The organism is Sphingomonas astragali (genome assembly GCF_051400615.1).
Lineage (GTDB): Bacteria > Pseudomonadota > Alphaproteobacteria > Sphingomonadales > Sphingomonadaceae > Sphingomonas.
In genome coordinates this window covers 1,320,564-1,339,836 of record NZ_JBLFFH010000002.1, presented here as the reverse complement: position 1 = coordinate 1,339,836, position 19,273 = coordinate 1,320,564, and the positions used below count along the sequence as shown (strand labels likewise).

Here is a 19,273-nt window from a genome sequence, read left to right as displayed (position 1 = left end):
GTGCCAAGGCCGCGATCTACCCGTTAAGAAACACGCGATGCTGACGCTGCCCAATATCCTGACGCTCTCGCGGATCTTCGCCGTGCCGCTGCTCGTGTGGATGCTGTGGTGGCCGCAGTGGACGGTCGGCTATTGGCTGGCGTTCGTGCTCTATTGCGTGATCGCGACGACCGATTATCTCGACGGCTATCTCGCGCGCGCGCAGGGCACGGTGTCGAAGCTAGGCATCTTCCTCGACCCCATCGCCGACAAGATCATGGTCGCCGCGGTGATCATGATGCTGGTCGCGACTCACGACATCGCCGGCTTCCACCTCATTCCCGGGCTGGTGATCCTGCTGAGGGAGATCATGGTATCGGGTCTGCGCGAGTTCCTGGGCGGCATCCAGGTCTCGGTGCCGGTATCGCGGCTCGCCAAGTGGAAGACGGCGCTTCAGCTGGTGGCACTGGGCGCGCTGATCCTGGCGGGCGCGCTGCCGGCCTGGTCCTGGATCAAGGCGATCGGCCTGATATCGCTGTGGACGGCGGCCGCGCTGACGCTGATCACCGGTTGGGACTATCTGCGCATCGGCCTCAGGCACATGGAAAGCTGATGACGGTCGAGATGCTCTACTTCGCCTGGGTGCGCGAGGCAGTGGGGAAAGGCAGCGAGACGATCGAGCCTCCCGCCGAGACCGCCTCGGTCGCCGACCTGCTCGACTGGCTCGGCGCGCGCAGCCGGTCCCATGCCGCCGCCTTCGCCGACCGGACGCGCCTGCGCGCGGCGGTGGACCAGCATCTTGCCCCGCTCGACGCGCCGATCGCCGGCGCGCGCGAGATCGCGATCTTCCCCCCGGTGACCGGCGGATGATCCGCGTCGTGGTCCAGCAGGAGCGGATCGACGCCGCCGCCGAGCTGGTGCGGGCCGAGGCGGAGGGGGCCGGCGCGGTCGCCACCTTCACCGGCCTGGTCCGCGCCGACGACGGCGTCACCGCGCTGGAATTGGAGCATTATCCCGGCATGACCGAGGCGGCGCTCCGTCACCTCGCGAACGAGGCGACCGCCCGTTGGGCGCTGCTCGGGGCGACCATCGTCCACCGCGTCGGCGCAATGGCTCCGGGCGAACGGGTGGTGTTCGTCGCCGCCACCGCGAGCCACCGCACCGCCGCGCTGGAGGCCTGCACCTATCTGATCGACCGACTCAAGACCGATGCGCCCTTCTGGAAACGCGAGCTGCGCGGCGACGCGGCGCGTTGGGTCGAGACTAGGGAGGGCGACATCGCAGCTTCCGCGCGCTGGCTGGCGGAATAACTGAAATCCGTCACCCCGGCTTTCGCCGCGATGATGGCAAAAGACTCACCTTTCCGCCAGCACCTCCGCCAGCAGCCGGAAGTCCTTCTCGCGCGGCGAAGCGCGGCGCCACACCAGCGCGATGTCGCGGGCCGGATTGTCCGCCGCGAGCGGTGTCGCGTCGACATGGGTGCTGTCGAGGATGCCCGCCTCGATCGCCATCTCCGGCAGGATGGTGACGCCGAGCCCGTTGTCGACCATCTGCACGATCGTATGGAGCGAGGTGCCGAGCATCGTCGCCTCGGCGCGGATCTCCGGCCGATTGCACGCCGCCAGCGCATGGTCCTTGAGGCAGTGGCCGTCCTCGAGCAGCAGCAGCCGCGTCTCGTCGATCTCGCTCGGCTTCACGCCCGGCGGGGTCGGCACCATCTCGCCCTGCGGAAAAGCGAGGAACAGCCGGTCCTTGAACAGCCGCGCCACCTCCACGTCGCCGCAGGCATAGGGGAGAGCCAGCAGCACGCAGTCGGTGCGTCCGTGGCTGAGCCCGTCGCAGGCGGCGCCGCTCGGCTCCTCGCGCAGGTACAGCCTGAGGTCGGGGTATTCGGTTCTCAGCCGCGGCAGGATGCGTGGCAGCATGAAGGGCGCGATCGTGGGGATCACGCTCATCCGCATCTCGCCCGACAGCGGCCGGCCGGCGGCGCGCGCGATATCGCCCAGCTCCTCCGCCTCGCGGATCACCCGCCGCGCCTTGTCGGCGATGCGCTCACCGACCGGCGTGAAGCGCACCACCCGCCGCGTACGCTCGACGAGGGTGATGCCGATCAGCGTCTCCAGCTCGCGGATGCCGGCGGAAAGGGTGGACTGGGTGACGAAGCAGCTCTCGGCGGCGCGACCGAAATGACCGTGATCCTTCAGCGCCACGAGATACTGGAGCTGCTTGAGCGTAGGGAGATAGGTGGCGGCCAGTGATCGTCTCCGTCGATGGATGGCTGCCTAGATAAGCGATTCCAGCGATGACGCCAGTCCGGATCAGCGCCCTCTGGGAGGGGCCGTGCCCGCATCCTAGAGGAGCGTCGCGACCCCCGTCCCGCTTCCCTTCGACCGAGGAGCTATTGCTTATCGCGCCACAGCAGCCACAGGTTGATCGCGATTCCGGCTGCGGCGCCCGCCAGGAACCCGATCGTCGTCTGCCCGAGCAGGAAGCCGATCACGATACCCGCGAACAGGGCGAGGACGAACAGGGCGCCTCCGCCCGGGGGCGATTTGGAGGGCGGGACAGGATCGTAGGTCGGCATTCCGCTCCCCTGCCATGTCCCGTCCCCGGACGCCACCGTCCCGTGTCGGGATCGGCGGCACCGGCAGCGACGCGCGTTTATCAGCGGCTGATAGTGTTGCTTTCGAGCGACGGTGCGGTCGGAACCGTCCACTAACCGGTTGGCTTGGCGCAGGTAATCGGGTTAAGCCCGTGGCATGTCCGCGTTCGTCCGTCGGCACAGCATGTGGGCGGCGGCGAGCCTTGCGCTGACGCCGCTTCCCGCCGTCGCCCAGGATATCCCTCCGCAACCGTCCGCCGTGCAGGACGTGCTCGATCCGGCATCGCCGATGGCGCCGCTGCCGGACCTCGGCGTCGACTGGCCGGACCTCAGCAAGGCGCCGGCCGGCGAGGACGCGGTGTCGGAGGAGCGCGCGGAGGTCGCGACCGAGACGCGCTACGATTACCGGATCACCGGCATCGACGGCATCGGCAGTGCGCTGATGCACCAGCGTTTCGATGCCGTCTCGACCCTGCGCGCCAACCGCGGCGATCCGGCGAACGCCGCGCAGATCGACCGTCGCGCGCGTGAGGATGCCGAGCTGCTGACCACGCTGCTGCGCGCCGAGGGCTATTATGACGCGCAGGTCCTGACGCGGGTCGAGCCGCAGGCGGGCAGGCTGATCGTCACGCTGGAGGTCGAGCCGGGGCCGCTCTACCGCCTGTCGGACGTGACGCTGGCCGGCGTCGAGCGTGCGGACGGCAAGGCCGGTGCGCTGACCAAAGCGTTCGGACTGGAGCAGAACGCGCCGGTCAACAGCGACGCCATCGCCGCCGCCGACGCCCGGCTGCGCACCGCCGTGGGGGAGGAGGGCTTCGCGTTCGCCAAGGTCGGCGAGCCCGAGATCGTGGTCGACCATGCCACCAAGACCGCGACGCTGGTGCAGAACGTCGAGCCTGGCACGCTCCGCCATTTCGGCAGGATCGTGATTCCGGAGCCGCATCGCGTGTTCGGGCCCAAGCACGTCCAGGATATCGCCCGCTTCAAGCCGGGCCAGGAATATGACGCCTCGGCGCTCGACGACCTGCGCCGCGCGCTGATCCAGACCGGGCTCGTCTCGACGGTGAAGGTCGAGCCGGTCCCGGGCACCGACCCTTCGACCGTCGACGTCGCGGTGAACCTCGAGCCCGCGCCGCCGCGCACCATCGCCGGCGAGCTCGGCTACGGTACCGGCGAGGGCGCGCGGGCGGAGGTGAGCTGGACGCACCGCAACTTCTTCCGGCCGGAGGGCGCCGTCACCCTGCGCGGCGTGCTCGGCACGCGCGAGCAGCTCGGCAGCATCGTCTTCCGCCGCAGCAATTTCCATGAGCGCGACCGCACCCTCACCGCACAGCTCACCGCCGCGCACCTCGAACGCGACGCCTATGAGGCCGACACGCTGTCGCTGATGGGCAGCATCGAGCGGCAGACCAACATCTTCTTCCAGAAGGCCTGGGTGTGGTCGCTCGGCGCCGAGCTCGCGGCGTCGGACGAGCGCGACGTGATCGTCTCGACCGGCGAGCCGAGGCGGCGGACCTATTTCATCGGCGCGCTGCCGAGCAGCCTCACCTACGACGGGTCCGACGATCTGCTCAACCCGACGCGCGGCTTCCGCCTCGGCGCGCGGATCAGCCCGGAGCTGTCGCTGGTCGGTAGGGCGTTCGGCTATGCCCGCATCCAGCTCGACGGCAGCATGTACCAGCCGGTCAACGACCGCGTGGTGGTGGCCGGGCGCGTCCGGCTCGGCACCATCGGCGGCGCGCCGCGCGACGCGATCGCGCCGTCGCGGCGCTTCTATGCGGGCGGCGGCGCCTCGGTGCGCGGCTACGGCTATCAGAGCATCGGCCCGCGCGATCCCAATAACGACCCCATCGGCGGGCGCAGCCTGGCGGAGTTCTCGCTCGAGGCGCGGGTGAAGGCGTTCGGCAACTTCGGCGTCGTGCCGTTCTTCGACGGGGGCAACATCTACACCTCGGCGCTGCCAAAATTCTCGGGCTTCCGGTACGGCGCGGGCGTGGGGGTGCGTTATTATTCCAACTTCGGGCCGATCCGCGTCGACGTCGGCACGCCGATCAACCCGCAACCGGGCGACGCCCGCATCGCCGTCTACGTCTCGCTGGGGCAGGCGTTTTGAACGACGAGCCAGAGGCCCCTCCGGCGCCGCCGCCCGCACGCTCGCGCCGCCGGCGCTGGTGGCAGTGGATCGTCGGGCTGCTGGTGCTGCTGGCGGTGCTCGCCGGGGGCGCGATGATGCTGCTCGACACCAGCATCGGCCATCGCTTCATCGCCGACCGGATCGGGGCACTCCGGCCTTCCAACGGCCTGCGTTACTCGGTCGGGCGGATCGAGGGGTCGATCTACGGCAAGGCGGTGCTGATCGACGTGCGTGTGCGCGATCCCAGGGGGCTGGTGTTCCAAGCGCAGCGGGCCGAGCTCGACTGGCGGCCGCTCGAATGGCTTAACAACCGGCTGGTCATCCGCAGCCTCGTCATCCCGCGCGCGACCCTCGCGAAGCTGCCCCAGACGATCCGCGCCGGCCGCAAGGGGCCGATCCTGCCGGGCTTCGACATTGCGATCGGCGAGTTGCGCGTCGACCGGTTGACGATCGCACCCGCCGTCACCGGCGTCGTCCGCAACGGCAGCCTCCGAGGCCGCGCCGAGATCCGCTCCGGCCGCGCGATGGTTGATCTCGCGGCGGTGGTGCAGGGCAGCGACCGCCTCACGTTGAGGCTCGACGCCGAGCCGGATCGCGACCGCTTCGACATCGACCTCGCCGCGCGGGGGGCGGCGAACGGCGTGCTGGCGAAGCTTGCCGGCGTGTCGCGCCCGCTGGCGCTCGACATCCAGGGCGATGGCCGCTGGAAAGCGTGGCGCGGCACCGGCACCGCCGACGTCGGCGGCGTGCGGGTGATCGACCTGCGCCTCGCCAACGATGCCGGCCGCTATTCGCTCGGCGGCACGGTCACGCCCGGCAGCCTGCTCAAGGGCAGGCTCCAGCGGCTGACGGCGCCGCGCGTGCTGGTGAGCGGCGCCAGCACGCTTGCCAACCGGCGGATGGAGGGCACGCTGTTGCTGCGCTCGGCGGCGTTGGTGGTGGAGGCGAACGGCGGGCTCGACCTTGCCGCCAGCGCCTATCGCAACGTCCGCGTCACCGCCCGGCTGCTGCGGCCCCCGGCGCTGTTCCCCAACATGACCGGCCGCAACGTCGAGCTGCGCGCGATCCTCGACGGCGCCTTTGCGACCGCGAGCTTCGACTATCGCATCACCGCGGATCGCTTCGCGTTCGACAATACCGGGTTCGAGGTGGCGCGCGCCGCAGGGCGCGGGCGGTTGTCGAAGCCGCCGGTGCTGGTGCCGCTCGCCTTCACCGCGGCGCGCGTCACCGGCGTCGGCGACGTCGCCGGCGGCATCCTGCGCAACCTCAGCGTGCGCGGGCCGCTCCGCGTCACCGCCCGGCAGGTCACCGGCGATGATCTGGTGCTGAGGTCGGACAAGCTCAACGGCCGCATCAGCCTGTTCCTGGACCTGCGCACCGGCAGGTACGAGGTCGGCCTTTCCGGAGGACTCCGGCGCTACCTCATCCCCGGCATCGGCGTGGTCGACGTGACGTCGCGCCTGACGGTGGTGCCAGGGCCGGGCGGGCGCGGCACCCGCGTGGTCGGGCGCGGAGCGGCGCAGGTGGTGCGGCTCGACAACAGCTTCTTCGCCTCGCTGACCCAGGGGCTGCCCCGCATCACCACCGGGCTGGAGCGCGGGCCCGACGGGGTGCTCCATTTCCGCGGGCTGGTGCTGACCTCGCCGGGGCTGAAGCTCGCCGGCAACGGTTTCCGCCGGCGCGACGGTACGTTCCATTTCGAAGGCTCGGGCAGCCAGGCGACCTATGGGCCGGTGCAGCTCCGCCTCGACGGCGACATCAGCCGTCCGACGATCGACCTCGTCCTCGCCCGACCCAATGCGGCGATGGGCCTTAGCGACGTCAAGGCGCATCTCTCCCCCACGCCGGCCGGCTTCGCCTTCACCGCGGCGGGCGGATCGCTGCTCGGCGCCTTCACCGGCGAGGGCGCGATCCTGCTGCCGAGGGGCGGCACCGGCCGCATCGAGATCGCCCGGCTCGACGTCGGCGGGATGCGGGCCAACGGCGCGCTCGATATCGTCACGGGCGGGTTCGAGGGGCGGCTCAACGTCGCCGGCAACGGTCTCACCGGCGTGCTCGCCTTCCGTCCGCAGAATGGCGTCCAGCGCATCGACGCCACCGTCGACGCCGATCGCGCGCGCCTCGCCAACGGCCTGCGCATCCGCCGCGGGCATCTGGAAGCGAGCGTCGTGCTCGACCCGGACGGCGCGAATATCGACGCGACCGTCACCGCGCGGGGCGTGCGCCGCGGCGCGATGGCGGTCGGGCGGCTCGACGCCAGCGTGAAGCTGGTCGGCGGCACCGGCGAGGCGCGCGTCGCGATCAGCGGCCGGCGCGGGCGCGCGTTCGACATCAAGTCGGTGGTCGGGATCGCGCACGATCGCTATACGGTGCAGGCGCAGGGCACGGTCGATCGCCGGCCGATCAGCCTCACCACGCCGGCGGTGATCGTCCGCGACGGCGACGGCTGGCAGCTGCAGCCGACCAAGCTCAGCTTCGCTGGCGGCACCGCCGAGGTTTCCGGCCGCTTCTCCGCCGCCGCGACCGCACTCGACGCCAGCATGTCGCGGATGCCGATGTCGGTGCTCGACATCGGCTATCCTGGGCTCGGGCTCGGCGGCAGCGCGTCCGGCACGCTCCGCTATGCGCAGAACGCCGGCGAGGCACCGACCGGCCGCATCGACATGACCGTCCGCGGCCTCACCCGGTCGGGGCTGGTGCTGTCCTCGACCCCGATCGACGTCGGCATCGCCGGCATCCTGCAGCCGAACAAGGCGGCCGCGCGTGCGGTGGTGGCGAGCCGCGGCAGCATCATCGGGCGCGGGCAGATGCAGCTTGCGCCGCTGGGCGACGGCAGCCTGGGCGACCGGCTGATGAATGCGCCGCTGTTCGCGCAGTTCCGTTATGCCGGCCCGGCGGATACCCTGTGGCGGATGACCGGCATCGAGCTGTTCGACCTCTCCGGCCCGGTCGCGATCGGCGCCGACGTGACCGGCCGGCTCAACGACCCGCGCATCCGCGGCTCGGTGCGCGCCAACAATGCGCGGCTGGAAAGCCCGGTCACCGGCACCGTGCTGCGCAACGTCCAGGCCTCCGGCCGCTTCGATGGCTCGCGCCTGGTGCTCGACCATCTGGCCGCGCAGGATCCGGGGCAGGGCAGCGTCAGCGGCAGCGGCGTGTTCGATCTCTCCCGCGCGAACGGGCTCGGCATTGACCTCAACATCCAGGCGCAGCGCGCCCGGCTGATCGCGCGCGACGACATCAGCGGCACCGTCACCGGGCCGCTGCGCTTCCACTCGGACGGATCGGGCGGCACCATCTCGGGCAACATCACGATCAACGGCGGCCGCTATCGGCTGGGCCAGGCGTCGACCGCGGCGGCGGTGCCCAAGCTCAACATCCGCGAGATCAACGTGCGTGGTCCCGACGACGACGAGGCGGAGACCGCCGCCAAGCCGTGGCAGCTCGACATCCGGGCACGCGCGCCTGGCGGGATCAGCGTGCAGGGCCTCGGCCTCGACAGCCGTTGGTCGGGCGACCTCGCCATCGCCGGCGAGCCGACCAACCCTAAGATCACCGGCCAGCTCGACTTGATCGACGGTGACTATGAGTTCGCCGGGCGCACCTTCGAGCTCGAGCGCGGCATCATCCGCTTCGACGGCAGCGTGCCGGCCAACCCGGCGCTCGACATCTCGGCCAATGCCGACACCCAGGGCCTCAACGCGACGATCCGCGTCACCGGCACCGCGTCCAAGCCCGACATCGGCTTCACCAGCACCCCGGCACTGCCCGAGGACGAGCTGCTGTCGCGCCTGCTGTTCGGCACCTCGATCACCAACCTGTCGGCGCCCGAGGCGCTCCAGCTCGCCGCGGCGGTGGCGGCGCTCCAGGGCGGGGGCGGCGACGGGCTCAACCCGATCAACGCGGTGCGCCGCGCCGCCGGCCTCGATCGCCTGCGCATCCTGCCCGCCGATCCGCAGACCGGCGCGGCGACCTCGATCGCGGCCGGCAAGTACGTCACGCGGCGGACCTATGTGGAGATCATCACCGACGGGCAGGGCTATTCGGCGACGCGGCTGGAGTTCCAGGTGACGCGCTGGCTGTCGCTGCTCGCGACCGTTTCCACCATCGGCCGCCAGAGCGCCAACGTCAGGGTGTCGAAGGATTATTGATGCGCCGGAACTCCCCGGCGGCAGCGCGGTTCAGGGCTGAACGATGACGCTGCCGCAGATCCTGTCCGTGACCGTGCTCGCGGGCATGATGGCGCTCTTCGTCTGGGGGCGGCTGCGCTACGACGTCGTCGCGATCCTGGCGCTGCTCGCGGCGCTGGCGGTCGGCGTGGTCAAGCCGAAGGACGCCTTCACCGGCTTTTCCGACGACATCGTCATCATCGTCGGTTCGGCGCTGGTGATGTCCGGCGCGGTGCAGCGGTCGGGCGTGGTCGAACGGCTGCTGGGGTCGCTCGCCAAGCGCGTGACGCAGGTCCGTTCGCAATTGCTGCTGCTGACGGCCAGCGTCGGCTTCGCATCGGCATTGGTCAAGAACATCGGCGCGCTGGCGATGCTGATGCCCGCCGCCTTCTCGATGGCGAAGCGGTCGAACACCTCGCCCTCGGTGTTCTTGATGCCGATGTCGTTCGCATCGCTGCTGGGCGGACTCATCACGCTGGTCGGCACCTCGCCCAACATCATCGTCAGCCGCGTGCGCGAGGACATGACCGGCGAACCGTTCCGCATGTTCGACTATGCCCCGGTCGGCCTCACGCTGACGGTGGTCGGCCTGATTTTCCTGCGCTTCGCCTATCGCATCCAGTCACGGCGCCAGGCGCCGGCGACGATGGGCCAGGCGCTCGACGTCGCCAGCTATGTGACCGAGGTGCGGGTGGGCAAGGGGTCGAGCGCGATCGGCACCCCGCTCGGCGAGCTGCTCGAACGCTATGAAGGCGATGTCAGCGTCGCGGCGCTGCTTCGCGCGGGCCTGCGCACCGCCCCGCTCCCCGACATGAAGCTGCGCGAGGACGACGTGCTGATCCTGGGCGGCGCGCCCGACGTTCTGGAGCGGGTCATCGCCCGCGACGAGCTCGAGCTGGTCGGCCAGGACAAGCACGAGGGCGACGACATCGGTGTGATCGAGGCGGTGGTGACGATCGATTCGCCGCTGGTCGGCGAGACCGCCGGCGACCTTCATCTGCGCGAGCGCACCGGGATCAACCTGATCGCGATCTCGCGGCGGGGAGAGCGGCTCGACCGGCGGCTGGCGCGGATCACGCTCGCGGCCGGCGACCTGCTGCTGCTGCAGGGACCGCTCCCCCAGATGCCGGAGCGTCTGAGCGATCTCGGTATGCTGCCGCTCGCGGAGCGCGAGCTCCGCCTCGGCAGCCCGCGCAGATGGCTGCTGCCGATCGCCATCCTCGCCGCGGCGATGACCGCGACCGCGATCGGGCTGGTGCCGGTGGCGGTCGCCTTCTTCGCCGCCGCCGGGCTGGTGATCGCGACCGGCGCGCTGCCGGCACGCGAGGCGTACGGCCATATCGAATGGCCGATCCTGATCATGCTCGGCGCGCTGATCCCGGTCAGCGACAGCCTGCGCACCACCGGCGTCACCGAATTGATCGGCACCTGGCTGTCGGGTGCCGCAGCCAGCCTGCCGCCGTGGGGGGCGGTGGCGCTGATCCTGGCCGCGGCGATGGCGGTGACGCCGTTCCTCAACAACGCCGCGACCGTACTGGTGATGGCGCCGATCGCCGCGACCTTCGCCGGCGATCTCGGCTATCGGCCCGAGGCGTTCCTGATGGCGACGGCGGTGGGGGCGGGGTGCGACTTCCTCACGCCGATCGGCCACCAGTGCAACACGCTGGTGATGGGGCCGGGCGGGTATAAGTTCGGCGACTATGCGCGGCTCGGCGCGCCCCTGTCGCTGCTGGTGCTGCTGGTGGCGACGCCGCTGATCCTGTGGATGTGGCCGGTGCGGTAACCGATCAGGCCAGCGCGCCCACCAGCGACTTCACCTCCATGAATTCGGCCAGTCCGAACTTGCCGTACTCGCGCCCGTTGCCCGATTGCTTGTAGCCGCCGAACGGGACGTTGGGGTCGGGTGCGCCGCCGTTCACATAGACCATGCCGGCGCGTAGCCGCGGCGCGACGCGCTTCACGCCCTCGGCATCGCCGAACACCACCGCCGACAGGCCGTAGTCGGTGTCGTTGGCGATGCGCACCGCATCCTCCTCATCCTCATAGGGGATGATGGTGACGACCGGCCCGAACACCTCTTCGCGCGCGATGGTCATGTCGTTGGCGACGTTGGAGAACAGGGTGGGACGGACATAATAGCCGCTGTCGACCCCGTCGGGCCGCCCCGGACCGCCGACCTCCAGCTTCGCGCCTTCCTCCAGGCCCTTGGTGATCAGGCCCTGGATCTTGTCCCACTGCGCCTTGTTTACCACCGGGCCGATGTGGCGGCCCTCGGCGAGCGGGTCGCCGGTCTCGGTGGCGGACATCACCTGCTTGGCGATCGCCACCGCTTCCTCCTGCCGGTCCCTGGGCACCAGCAAGCGCGTGGGGGCGATGCAGCTCTGGCCGGAGTTGATCAGCACGCTCATCAGCGTACCCGGCACCGCGCGGCTGAAATCGGCGCTGTCGAGCACCACCGAGGGCGACTTGCCGCCCAGCTCCTGGTGCACGCGCTTGACCGTGTCGGCGGCGTTCTTGGCGACGAGGATGCCGGCGCGGGTCGATCCGGTGAAGCTCACCATGTCGATCCCCGGATGCTGCGCCAGCGCGGTGCCGACATCGGGGCCGTCGCCCTGGACCAGGTTGAACACGCCAGCCGGCACGCCTGCCTTGTCCATAATCTCGGCAAAGATCGCGGCGCAGGAGGGTGCCTCCTCCGACGGCTTCAGGATCATCGCGTTGCCCGCCGCCAGCGCCGGGGCGACCTTGGCGACGATCTGGTTCATCGGCCAGTTCCATGGTGTGATGAGCGCGACCACGCCGATCGGCTCGTGGACGACCATGCTTTGGTTGATCGTCTCCTCGAACCGGAATTCCTTGAGCGCCTTGATCGCCGCCATCAGGTGGCCGATGCCGGAGCCGACCTGCGCGGTCTTGGCGATGGCGATCGGACAGCCCATCTCCAGCGCGATCGCTTCGGCGAGGTCATTCGCGCGGTTCCTGTATTCGGCGAGGATCGCCTCGAGCAGTGCCACCCGCTCGTCGACCGGGGTGCGGCCGAAGCTCTCGAACGCCGCCCGCGCCGCCTTCACCGCCGCATCGACGTCGGCGGCGGTGCCGAGCGTGATCTCGGTGCATGGCTGCTCGGTCGCCGGGTTGATCACCTCATGGCGCGTGCCGCCCTGGCTTTCGACCCAGCGGCCGCCAATATAGTGCTTCAGATAGCTCCGCATCCTCGCCTCCATCGGTTCGAACCTTGGGTATGTGGATGGCGATGCGGGCGGAGCGTTGCAAGTCGAAACGCGTTCGGAGGTGACGATGCAGGCACGGGCGGCAAGGATCGAAGCGACCGGCGGGCCGGAGGTGATCCGCATCGTCGACGTCGAGGTGCCCGAGCCCGGCCCCGGCGAGGTGCGGATGCGCAATACCGCGATCGGGCTCAACTATATCGACACCTATCACCGCAGCGGGCTCTACCCGCTCGAGCTGCCGACCGGCCTTGGCGCCGAGGCGGCCGGCGTGGTCGAGGCGGTGGGCGAGGGCGTCGAGGGCTTCGCGCCCGGCGACCGGGTGGCGACGTTCGGTCCGACCCGCGGCGCCTATGCGACCGCGCGCAACGTGCCGGCGAAGGAGCTGTTCCGACTACCCGACGACATCGACGACCGCACCGCCGCGGCGCTGATGCTGAAGGGTTGCACCACCGAGTTCCTCGTCGAGCGCTGCGCGCGGGTTGAGCAGGGGCAGACGGTGCTGGTCCACGCCGCCGCGGGCGGGGTGGGGCACCTGCTGGTCGGCTGGCTGAAGGCGCTCGGTATCACCGTGATCGGCACCGTTGGCAGCGAGGAGAAGGCCGAGGCCGCACGCAAGGCCGACGCCGACCATGTCGTCCTCCACAAGTCCGAGGATGTGGCGAAGCGCGTGCGCGAGATCACCGAGGGCGCCGGCGTGCCGGTGGTGTTCGACGGCGTCGGCATGGCCACTTGGGAGGTGTCGCTCGCCAGTGCCGCGCGCAGGGGACTGATCGTCAGCTTCGGCAATGCCGGCGGGGCGGTGACCGGCGTCAATCTCGGCGTGCTCGCGGCCAAGGGGTCGCTGTTCGTCACCCGCCCGACGCTGTTCGACTATTATGCGACGCCCGAGGAGCGAAAGACGGGCATCGAGCGCGTGTTCGCGATGCTGCGCGCGGGAGCGATCAGGCCCGAGATTGGCCGCACCTTCGCGCTGGAGGATGCCGCCGACGCCCACCGCGCGATGGAGGCGGGGGAGACGATAGGGAGCAGCTTGTTGCTGCCGTAGTTCCCAAATCCTCCCAGCGAGCGGGGAGGGTTTGAGTTAACGCCGCTCCTTCGCCAGCCGGCTGATCAGCACGGCCGAGCGCAGCGCCTGGCGCTGGATGCTGTCGAGGTCGGCCCATTCACCCTCGGCGTGCGCGCCACCGCCGGCGACGCCCATGCCGCCGAGCGTGTCGGCATAGGCGGCGACGAAGCCGGAATCGGCCGCGCCGCGCTTGGCGGGATCATATTCGCCCATCTCCTCCAGCCCGAGGTCGCGGTTGACGACATTGAGCTTGGCCAGCAGCGCCCGGTTGCCCTCGGTCGGCGCCATCGGCGGATAGCTGTCGAAGAACTTGAGCGTCGCGCCGGTGCCGGGCAGGTGCTTCGCCACGATCGCCTGCATCTTCTCCCGCGCCCGCGCGTCCTGCTCGGGGGTCAGCGAGCGCAGGTCGCCGCGCGCGATCGCGCTCGCCGCGACGACGTTGGTCTTGCCCTGCGCGGTGACGCGAAAGCCCGACGGATCGATCTCGGCCGGCGTGCCGCCCGCCAGCACGCCGACATTGTAGGTGAGGTTGGGCTCGGGCAGCTCGCGGCGGAAGTCGTCGAGGATGCGCGCCATCTCGTAGACCGCGCCATAGCCGAGGCCGACCGAGAACACCCCGCTCGAATGGCCGGTCGTGCCGCTGGTCCTGAGCTCCCAGCTCGCCGCGCTGCGCCGTGCGACGGTGCCCATGTCGCGACCGTCCTGCTCGGCGAGCCCTTCGTATTCGAGCGCGACGTCGGCCCATCTGCCCGCCTCGATCAAGTCCTTGCGCGCGGCCTCCAGCGGGGTGCCGGTACGTTCCTCGTCGCCGATCAGGTGGATCTGGATGTCGGCGTCCCCGAGCGTTCCCGCCGCCTGCATCGCCCGCATCGCCGCGACGATCACGACGTTGCCGCCCTTCATGTCGCTGGTGCCGGGTCCGGTGGCGCGGCTGCCGTCGCGGACGAACTTCCGGAACGGAGAATCGGGCTCGAACACCGTGTCGAGGTGGCCGATCAGCAGGATGCGCTTGCCCCTGCCGTTGCCTTGGTGTGTTGCGATCAGATGCCCGGCCCGGCCGACCGCCGACTGGTCGACCCAGCGCACGGCGAAGCCGAGCGGCTCCAGCTCGGCGCGAAAGATGTCGCCGACCCTGCGCACCCCGTCGAGGTTCAGCGTCCCCGAATTCTGGTTCACCGCGCGTTCGAGCAGCGCGATGTCGCGGTCCTGTTCGGCGGCGATCACGGCCTTCATCTTCGCCTCGGCGGGAACGAGGCCCTGTGCGGCAGCGGGCAGGCCGGCGACGGCGAGGCCGGCGGCGATCAGGGTGGGCAGGACATGGGTCATTCCGCCGGGCTAACAAAGCCGGCGCGGCGAGGGAAGCGGCCATCACATGACAGGCCGACCCAGCGGGTCACGATTCGGTCACAAGCTATCGATACCGCGCCCGCGCCAAGCGTCGCAGAATGCCCGGCACAGGAGGGGGCAGAACCAAACCCACGTCCCAGGGAGGGCCTTCGTGCCGCATCTGAAACTCACCAAATCCATCCTGCTGCTGAGCGCCGCCACGGCGATGCTCGGCGCCGTCTCGGCCCATGCGCAGGACAGTGCCGCGCCGACGGCCGACGCCGCGCCGCAGGAGGGCGTCGGCGACATCGTCGTCACCGCCGAGCGTCGCTCGGAGAATCTCCAGAAGGTGCCCGTCTCGGTCGGCGTCGTCGGCGGGCAGGACCTGCGCACCTACACCAGCGGCGGCGACGACACGCTGCTGGCGCTGTCGGGCCGCGTGCCGAGCTTCTATGCGGAGACGACCACCGGCCGCATCTTCCCGCGCTTCTACATCCGCGGCCTCGGCAACATCGATTTCTACCTCGGCGCGTCGCAGCCGGTGTCGATCATCCAGGACGACGTCGTGCTCGAGCATGTCGTGCTCAAGTCCAACCCGGCCTATGACATCCGCCAGGTCGAGGTGCTGCGCGGGCCGCAGGGGTCGCTGTTCGGGCGCAACACCACCGCCGGCATCGTCAAGTTCGATACCATCCAGCCGAGCCACGACTTCGAGGGCCGCGCCGATCTCTCCTACGGCAGCTACAACACGGTCAGCCTCGACGCCGGCGTCGGCGGGCCGATCGCCGACGGCATCTCCTTCCGCCTGTCGACGCTGATCCAGCACCGCGACGATTGGGTCGACAACACATTTGCCGACACCAGCGCCGACGGCACCGAGACGCCGAAGAAGGACGCGATGGGCGGCTATGACGACCGCAACGTCCGCTTCCAGCTGCTGCTCGAGCCGACCGATGCCTTCTCGATCACCGCCTCGGCCCATGCCCGCTGGTACGAGGGCACCTCGACGCTGTTCCATCGCGCCGCGCTCAGGAAGGGATCGAACGACGTCTCGGACGAGCCGCGCGGCACGGTCGCCTATGACGAGGCGCAGGACAATCGGCAGGCCTATGACACCTACGGCGGGTCGGTGCGCGCCGCCTATGATTTCGGCCCGGTCACGCTGACCTCGATCACCGCTTATGAGACGACCTCGGGCTACAGCCGCGGCGACACCGACGGCGGCGCGGCGGCGGACTTCCCGGTGAACGGCGCGCCCAACGGCTTCGGCCAGTCGCAGGGCAACGTCCGCGACCTCGACCAGTGGACGCAGGAGGTCCGCCTCGCCAGCAACGGCGACGGCCCGGTCAAGTGGCAGCTCGGCGGCATGTATTTCGACAGCCGCGACATCACCGATTTCTACCAGCGCGCCTATTTCCTGACGCCGCCGGCGAACAACCCGAACAACTGGGTGCGGCTGCACAACATCAACACCTCATGGGCGGTGTTCGGACAGCTCAGCTACCAGTTCGCGCCGGACTTCACGCTGACGATCGGCGCGCGCGAGACCAACGACACCAAGAAGACCGACCTCATCAAGACCGCCGACACCGCGGCCGGCGTGGTGACCTATCGCGGCCGCCGCCACGTCCGCCTGTCGGATACCAAGCCGAGCTGGGACGTCAGCCTGATGTGGCAGGCGAACCCCGACCTCAGCTTCTATACCCGTCTCGCCCGCGGCTTCCGCGGCCCGACCATCCAGGGGCGCTCGGCGGTGTTCAACTCCGACTTCACCACCGCGGATTCGGAGACGATCACCTCACTCGAAGCCGGCTTCAAGAGCAACCTGTTCGACAACACGCTGCGCTTCAACGCCACCGCCTTCGCCTATTCGGTCAAGGACATCCAGCTCAACGGCAACGATGCCGACGGCAACGGCGTGCTGTTCAACGCCGACCATGCCTATGCCTATGGCCTGGAAGCGGACCTGGAATGGCGGCCGACGCGCAACTTCACCGCGGGGCTGGGGCTCAGCCTGCTGCACAGCGAGATCAAGGACAAGCGCGTCTACGCACAGGTCTGCGCGTTGAACGGCGTAGTCGTCTGCACGGTGGAGAATCCGACGATCACGCGTCCCGTATTCGGCGCTCCCGCGGTGTTCGCGCAGATCGACGGCGAGCCCCTGCCCAACGCGCCTGAGTACAACCTCAACGTCAACGCGCGTTACGACCTGCCGCTCGGCAACGGCGGCCGCGCCTTCGTCGCGACCGACTGGAACCTGCAGGGCTATACCCAGTTCGTGCTCTACCGGACCAGGGAGTTCACCTCGAACGGCAACTTCGAGGGCGGGCTGAAGATCGGTTATGCCGCGAAGGATGACGCATACGAGGTCGCGCTATTCGCGCGCAACATCACCAACGAGAAGAACCTCAAGGGCGTGATCGAGAACTACATGGCCGCGGTGTTCAACGAGCCGCGCATCATCGGCGTGTCGCTGAGCGGCAAGTTCCGCTGAGAGCAGAGGTTTATCCATCCGGCTCGAAACAGCTGTTCCCCGGCGAAGGCCGGGGCCCAGTTGCGAGCGGTTCGATACTGGACCCCGGCCTTCGCCGGGGAACGATTTACGCTGATTGAATCCGACTTTCGAGTCTGGAAACGAGAAGGGCGCCCAGAGGTAATCCGGGCGCCCTTTTCTTTGTGCGGCAGGACGCCGGGCGAAGCCGCGCCGTCGGTCCTCGCTTTGGCGAGGCCGGCCGTACAGCGCGTTGCGGACCGGGCTTTGCCGGTCCGCAACGGGCGCGGTCGCGGCCGCGCCTATGCGCTGTAGTACATATCGAACTCGACCGGGCTCGGCGTCATCTCCCAGCGGGCGACCTCCTCGCGCTTGAGCTCGACATAGGCCTCGATCTGGTCCTTCGAGAACACGTCGCCCTTCAGCAGGAAGTCCATGTCCGCCTCCAGGCTGTCGAGCGCCTCGCGGAGCGAGCCGCACACGGTCGGCACGTTGGCGAGCTCGGCCGGCGGCAGGTCGTAGAGGTTCTTGTCCATCGCGTCGCCCGGGTGGAGGCGGTTCTGGATGCCGTCGAGGCCGGCCATCAGCAGCGCCGCATAGGCGAGGTACGGATTGGCCATCGCGTCCGGGAAGCGCACCTCGACGCGCTTCGACTTTGCGCCCGCGCCGTACGGGATGCGGCACGAGGCCGAGCGGTTGCGGCTCGAATAGGCGAGCAGCACCGGCGCCTCGTAACCCGGCACCAGCCGCTTGTAGCTGTTGGTGGTCGGGTTGGTGAAGGCGTTGATCGCCTTGGCGTGCTTGATGATGCCGCCGATGAAGTAGAGGCAGGTGTCGGAAAGGCCTGCATAGCCATTGCCGGCGAACAGCGGCTCCTTGCCTTGCCAGATCGACAGGTGGGTGTGCATACCCGAGCCGTTGTCCTCCTTGATCGGCTTGGGCATGAAGGTCGCCGTCTTGCCGTAGGCGTGCGCGACCTGGTGCACGACGTACTTGTAGATCTGCATCCGGTCGGCGGTGGTGGTGAGCGTGCCGAAGGTCAGGCCCAGCTCATGCTGCGCCGCCGCCACCTCATGGTGGTGCTTGTCGCACGGCAGGCCCATCTCGAGCATGGTCGAGACCATCTCGCCGCGGATGTCGACCGCGCTGTCGACCGGGGCGACCGGGAAATAGCCGCCCTTGGCGCGCGGACGATGGGCGAGGTTGCCGCCCTCATATTCGCGGCCGGTGTTGGTCGGCAGCTCGATGTCGTCGATCTTGTAGTAGCTGGTGCTGTAGCCGTTCTCGAAGCGGACGTCGTCGAACATGAAGAACTCGGCCTCGGGGCCGACGTAGACCGTGTCGCCGATGCCGGTGGTCTTGAGGTACGCCTCCGCGCGCTTCGCGGTCGAGCGCGGATCGCGGGCGTAAAGCTCGCCGGTCGACGGCTCGACGATGTCGCAGATCAGGATCAGCATCGGCGTCGCCGAGAAGGGATCGACATAGACCGCGTCGAGGTCCGGCTTCAGGATCATGTCCGATTCGTTGATCGCCTTCCACCCCGCGATCGAGGAACCGTCGAACATCAGGCCGTCGGTCAGCTCGTCCTCGCCGAGCACGCTCGAGACCATCGTCAGGTGCTGCCACTTGCCCTTCGGATCGGTGAAGCGGAGATCGACCCACTCGATCTCCTTCTCCTCGATCATCTTGAGGACGTCACTCGCCGAATTCGCCATGTCTTGCCCTTTGCTCTCTCAAAATGTGCCGCCGGGATGCGGCAGAATCATGTTGCGCCGCGGTGCATCGTCTTCACAGATTATTGCGCCGCGTCAAATCGCGTCCTCGTTGCGCTCGCCGGTGCGGATGCGCAGCGCCGTCTCGACCGGGATCACGAAAATCTTGCCGTCGCCGATCCGGCCGGTCTGCGCCGCCGCGGCGATCGCCTCCACCACCCGGTCGGCGAGCCCGTCCTCGACCACTACCTCCAGCTTCACCTTCGGCAGGAAGTCGACGACATATTCGGCGCCCCGGTAAAGCTCGGTATGCCCCTTCTGCCGCCCGAAGCCCTTGGCTTCCGTGACGGTGATGCCGGACACGCCCACTTCGTGCAGCGCCTCCTTCACCTCGTCGAGCTTGAACGGCTTGATGATGGCTTCAATCTTCTTCACCGGCTTGGGTTTCCCTGTTGGTCGCTGTGTTGAGAGCGGCCCCATACTCCCTGATCGCGCGGCTTGCAGCAAGCGTGCCATTCGCGGATGCGGTGGAAATCCTCGCGCCGTTGCACCGCCGCATCGCAA

14 protein-coding genes are annotated in these 19,273 nt (G+C 69.2%); 8 read left to right on the top strand and 6 right to left on the bottom strand.

Annotation, left to right across the window (positions count from 1 at the left end):
* The first annotated feature begins 37 nt into the window (after positions 1-37).
* The 3 genes from pgsA to ACMGER_RS14400 are packed head-to-tail and all read left to right on the top strand — an operon-like array spanning position 38 to position 1,289.
* Complete coding sequence (gene pgsA / locus ACMGER_RS14410) at positions 38-592, top strand: CDP-diacylglycerol--glycerol-3-phosphate 3-phosphatidyltransferase (RefSeq protein ID WP_436812812.1); 555 nt, start codon at positions 38-40, stop codon at positions 590-592.
* Entirely contained in the window at positions 592-849 is a 258-nt protein-coding gene (moaD, locus tag ACMGER_RS14405; RefSeq protein WP_436812811.1) for a molybdopterin converting factor subunit 1, read from the top strand. The genes pgsA and moaD overlap by 1 nt, the downstream gene beginning before the upstream one ends.
* A complete protein-coding gene (locus ACMGER_RS14400) occupies positions 846-1,289 on the top strand; it encodes a molybdenum cofactor biosynthesis protein MoaE (RefSeq protein WP_436812810.1) in 444 nt (147 codons plus the stop codon). The genes moaD and ACMGER_RS14400 overlap by 4 nt, the downstream gene beginning before the upstream one ends.
* Before the next feature lie 45 nt (positions 1,290-1,334).
* On the opposite strand, the gene ACMGER_RS14395 is transcribed toward ACMGER_RS14400, so the two are convergent.
* Complete coding sequence (locus tag ACMGER_RS14395; RefSeq protein WP_436812897.1) at positions 1,335-2,234, bottom strand: hydrogen peroxide-inducible genes activator; 900 nt, start codon at positions 2,232-2,234, stop codon at positions 1,335-1,337.
* A gap of 143 nt (positions 2,235-2,377) precedes the next feature.
* On the bottom strand, positions 2,378-2,563 hold the full coding sequence (locus ACMGER_RS14390) for a hypothetical protein (RefSeq protein WP_436812809.1): 186 nt from the start codon (positions 2,561-2,563) through the stop codon (positions 2,378-2,380).
* A 175-nt stretch (positions 2,564-2,738) separates the two neighbouring features.
* Between ACMGER_RS14390 and ACMGER_RS14385 the strand changes: the two genes are divergently transcribed.
* The 3 genes from ACMGER_RS14385 (at position 2,739) to ACMGER_RS14375 (ending at position 10,667) form a co-directional block, all read left to right on the top strand.
* Positions 2,739-4,694 carry an autotransporter assembly complex protein TamA gene (locus ACMGER_RS14385; RefSeq protein WP_436812808.1) on the top strand — a complete coding sequence of 652 codons (1,956 nt, stop codon included), beginning with the start codon at positions 2,739-2,741 and terminating at the stop codon, positions 4,692-4,694.
* Between the two features lie 113 nt (positions 4,695-4,807).
* A complete protein-coding gene (locus ACMGER_RS14380; protein ID WP_436812896.1) occupies positions 4,808-8,866 on the top strand; it encodes a translocation/assembly module TamB domain-containing protein in 4,059 nt (1,352 codons plus the stop codon).
* Positions 8,867-8,909: 43 nt separating this feature from the next.
* A complete protein-coding gene (locus tag ACMGER_RS14375; RefSeq protein ID WP_436812807.1) occupies positions 8,910-10,667 on the top strand; it encodes an SLC13 family permease in 1,758 nt (585 codons plus the stop codon).
* 4 nt (positions 10,668-10,671) lie between these two features.
* Here the strand turns inward: ACMGER_RS14375 and ACMGER_RS14370 are convergent, their stop codons facing one another.
* Complete coding sequence (locus ACMGER_RS14370; protein WP_436812806.1) at positions 10,672-12,096, bottom strand: aldehyde dehydrogenase family protein; 1,425 nt, start codon at positions 12,094-12,096, stop codon at positions 10,672-10,674.
* A gap of 85 nt (positions 12,097-12,181) precedes the next feature.
* Here ACMGER_RS14370 and ACMGER_RS14365 point away from each other — a divergent pair, with 85 nt between their 5' ends.
* Entirely contained in the window at positions 12,182-13,159 is a 978-nt protein-coding gene (locus ACMGER_RS14365; RefSeq protein ID WP_436812895.1) for a quinone oxidoreductase family protein, read from the top strand.
* Positions 13,160-13,195: 36 nt separating this feature from the next.
* On the opposite strand, the gene ACMGER_RS14360 is transcribed toward ACMGER_RS14365, so the two are convergent.
* Positions 13,196-14,506 (bottom strand): M20/M25/M40 family metallo-hydrolase, encoded by a 1,311-nt coding sequence (locus ACMGER_RS14360; protein ID WP_436812805.1) that lies wholly within the window; start codon positions 14,504-14,506, stop codon positions 13,196-13,198.
* A 226-nt stretch (positions 14,507-14,732) separates the two neighbouring features.
* On the opposite strand from ACMGER_RS14360, the gene ACMGER_RS14355 reads away from it, so the two are divergent.
* Complete coding sequence (locus tag ACMGER_RS14355; RefSeq protein ID WP_436812894.1) at positions 14,733-17,000, top strand: TonB-dependent receptor; 2,268 nt, start codon at positions 14,733-14,735, stop codon at positions 16,998-17,000.
* A 299-nt stretch (positions 17,001-17,299) separates the two neighbouring features.
* Here the strand turns inward: ACMGER_RS14355 and glnA are convergent, their stop codons facing one another.
* Both glnA and ACMGER_RS14345 read right to left on the bottom strand, forming a co-directional pair.
* A complete protein-coding gene (gene glnA / locus ACMGER_RS14350; RefSeq protein WP_436812804.1) occupies positions 17,300-18,712 on the bottom strand; it encodes a type I glutamate--ammonia ligase in 1,413 nt (470 codons plus the stop codon).
* 93 nt (positions 18,713-18,805) lie between these two features.
* On the bottom strand, positions 18,806-19,144 hold the full coding sequence (locus ACMGER_RS14345) for a P-II family nitrogen regulator (RefSeq protein WP_118863029.1): 339 nt from the start codon (positions 19,142-19,144) through the stop codon (positions 18,806-18,808).
* Positions 19,145-19,273: the final 129 nt, after the last annotated feature.

What these genes read in the sequence shown, in the direction of transcription:
- pgsA (WP_436812812.1), top strand. Translation starts at nt 38, where the DNA reads ATGCTGACGCTGCCCAATATCCTGACGCTCTCGCGGATCTTCGCCGTG.
- moaD (WP_436812811.1), top strand. Translation starts at nt 592, where the DNA reads ATGACGGTCGAGATGCTCTACTTCGCCTGGGTGCGCGAGGCAGTGGGG.
- ACMGER_RS14400 (WP_436812810.1), top strand. Translation starts at nt 846, where the DNA reads ATGATCCGCGTCGTGGTCCAGCAGGAGCGGATCGACGCCGCCGCCGAG.
- ACMGER_RS14390 (WP_436812809.1), bottom strand. Translation starts at nt 2,563, where the DNA reads ATGCCGACCTACGATCCTGTCCCGCCCTCCAAATCGCCCCCGGGCGGA.
- ACMGER_RS14385 (WP_436812808.1), top strand. Translation starts at nt 2,739, where the DNA reads ATGTCCGCGTTCGTCCGTCGGCACAGCATGTGGGCGGCGGCGAGCCTT.
- ACMGER_RS14380 (WP_436812896.1), top strand. Translation starts at nt 4,808, where the DNA reads ATGATGCTGCTCGACACCAGCATCGGCCATCGCTTCATCGCCGACCGG.
- ACMGER_RS14375 (WP_436812807.1), top strand. Translation starts at nt 8,910, where the DNA reads ATGACGCTGCCGCAGATCCTGTCCGTGACCGTGCTCGCGGGCATGATG.
- ACMGER_RS14370 (WP_436812806.1), bottom strand. Translation starts at nt 12,096, where the DNA reads ATGCGGAGCTATCTGAAGCACTATATTGGCGGCCGCTGGGTCGAAAGC.
- ACMGER_RS14365 (WP_436812895.1), top strand. Translation starts at nt 12,182, where the DNA reads ATGCAGGCACGGGCGGCAAGGATCGAAGCGACCGGCGGGCCGGAGGTG.
- ACMGER_RS14360 (WP_436812805.1), bottom strand. Translation starts at nt 14,506, where the DNA reads ATGACCCATGTCCTGCCCACCCTGATCGCCGCCGGCCTCGCCGTCGCC.
- ACMGER_RS14355 (WP_436812894.1), top strand. Translation starts at nt 14,733, where the DNA reads ATGCTCGGCGCCGTCTCGGCCCATGCGCAGGACAGTGCCGCGCCGACG.
- glnA (WP_436812804.1), bottom strand. Translation starts at nt 18,712, where the DNA reads ATGGCGAATTCGGCGAGTGACGTCCTCAAGATGATCGAGGAGAAGGAG.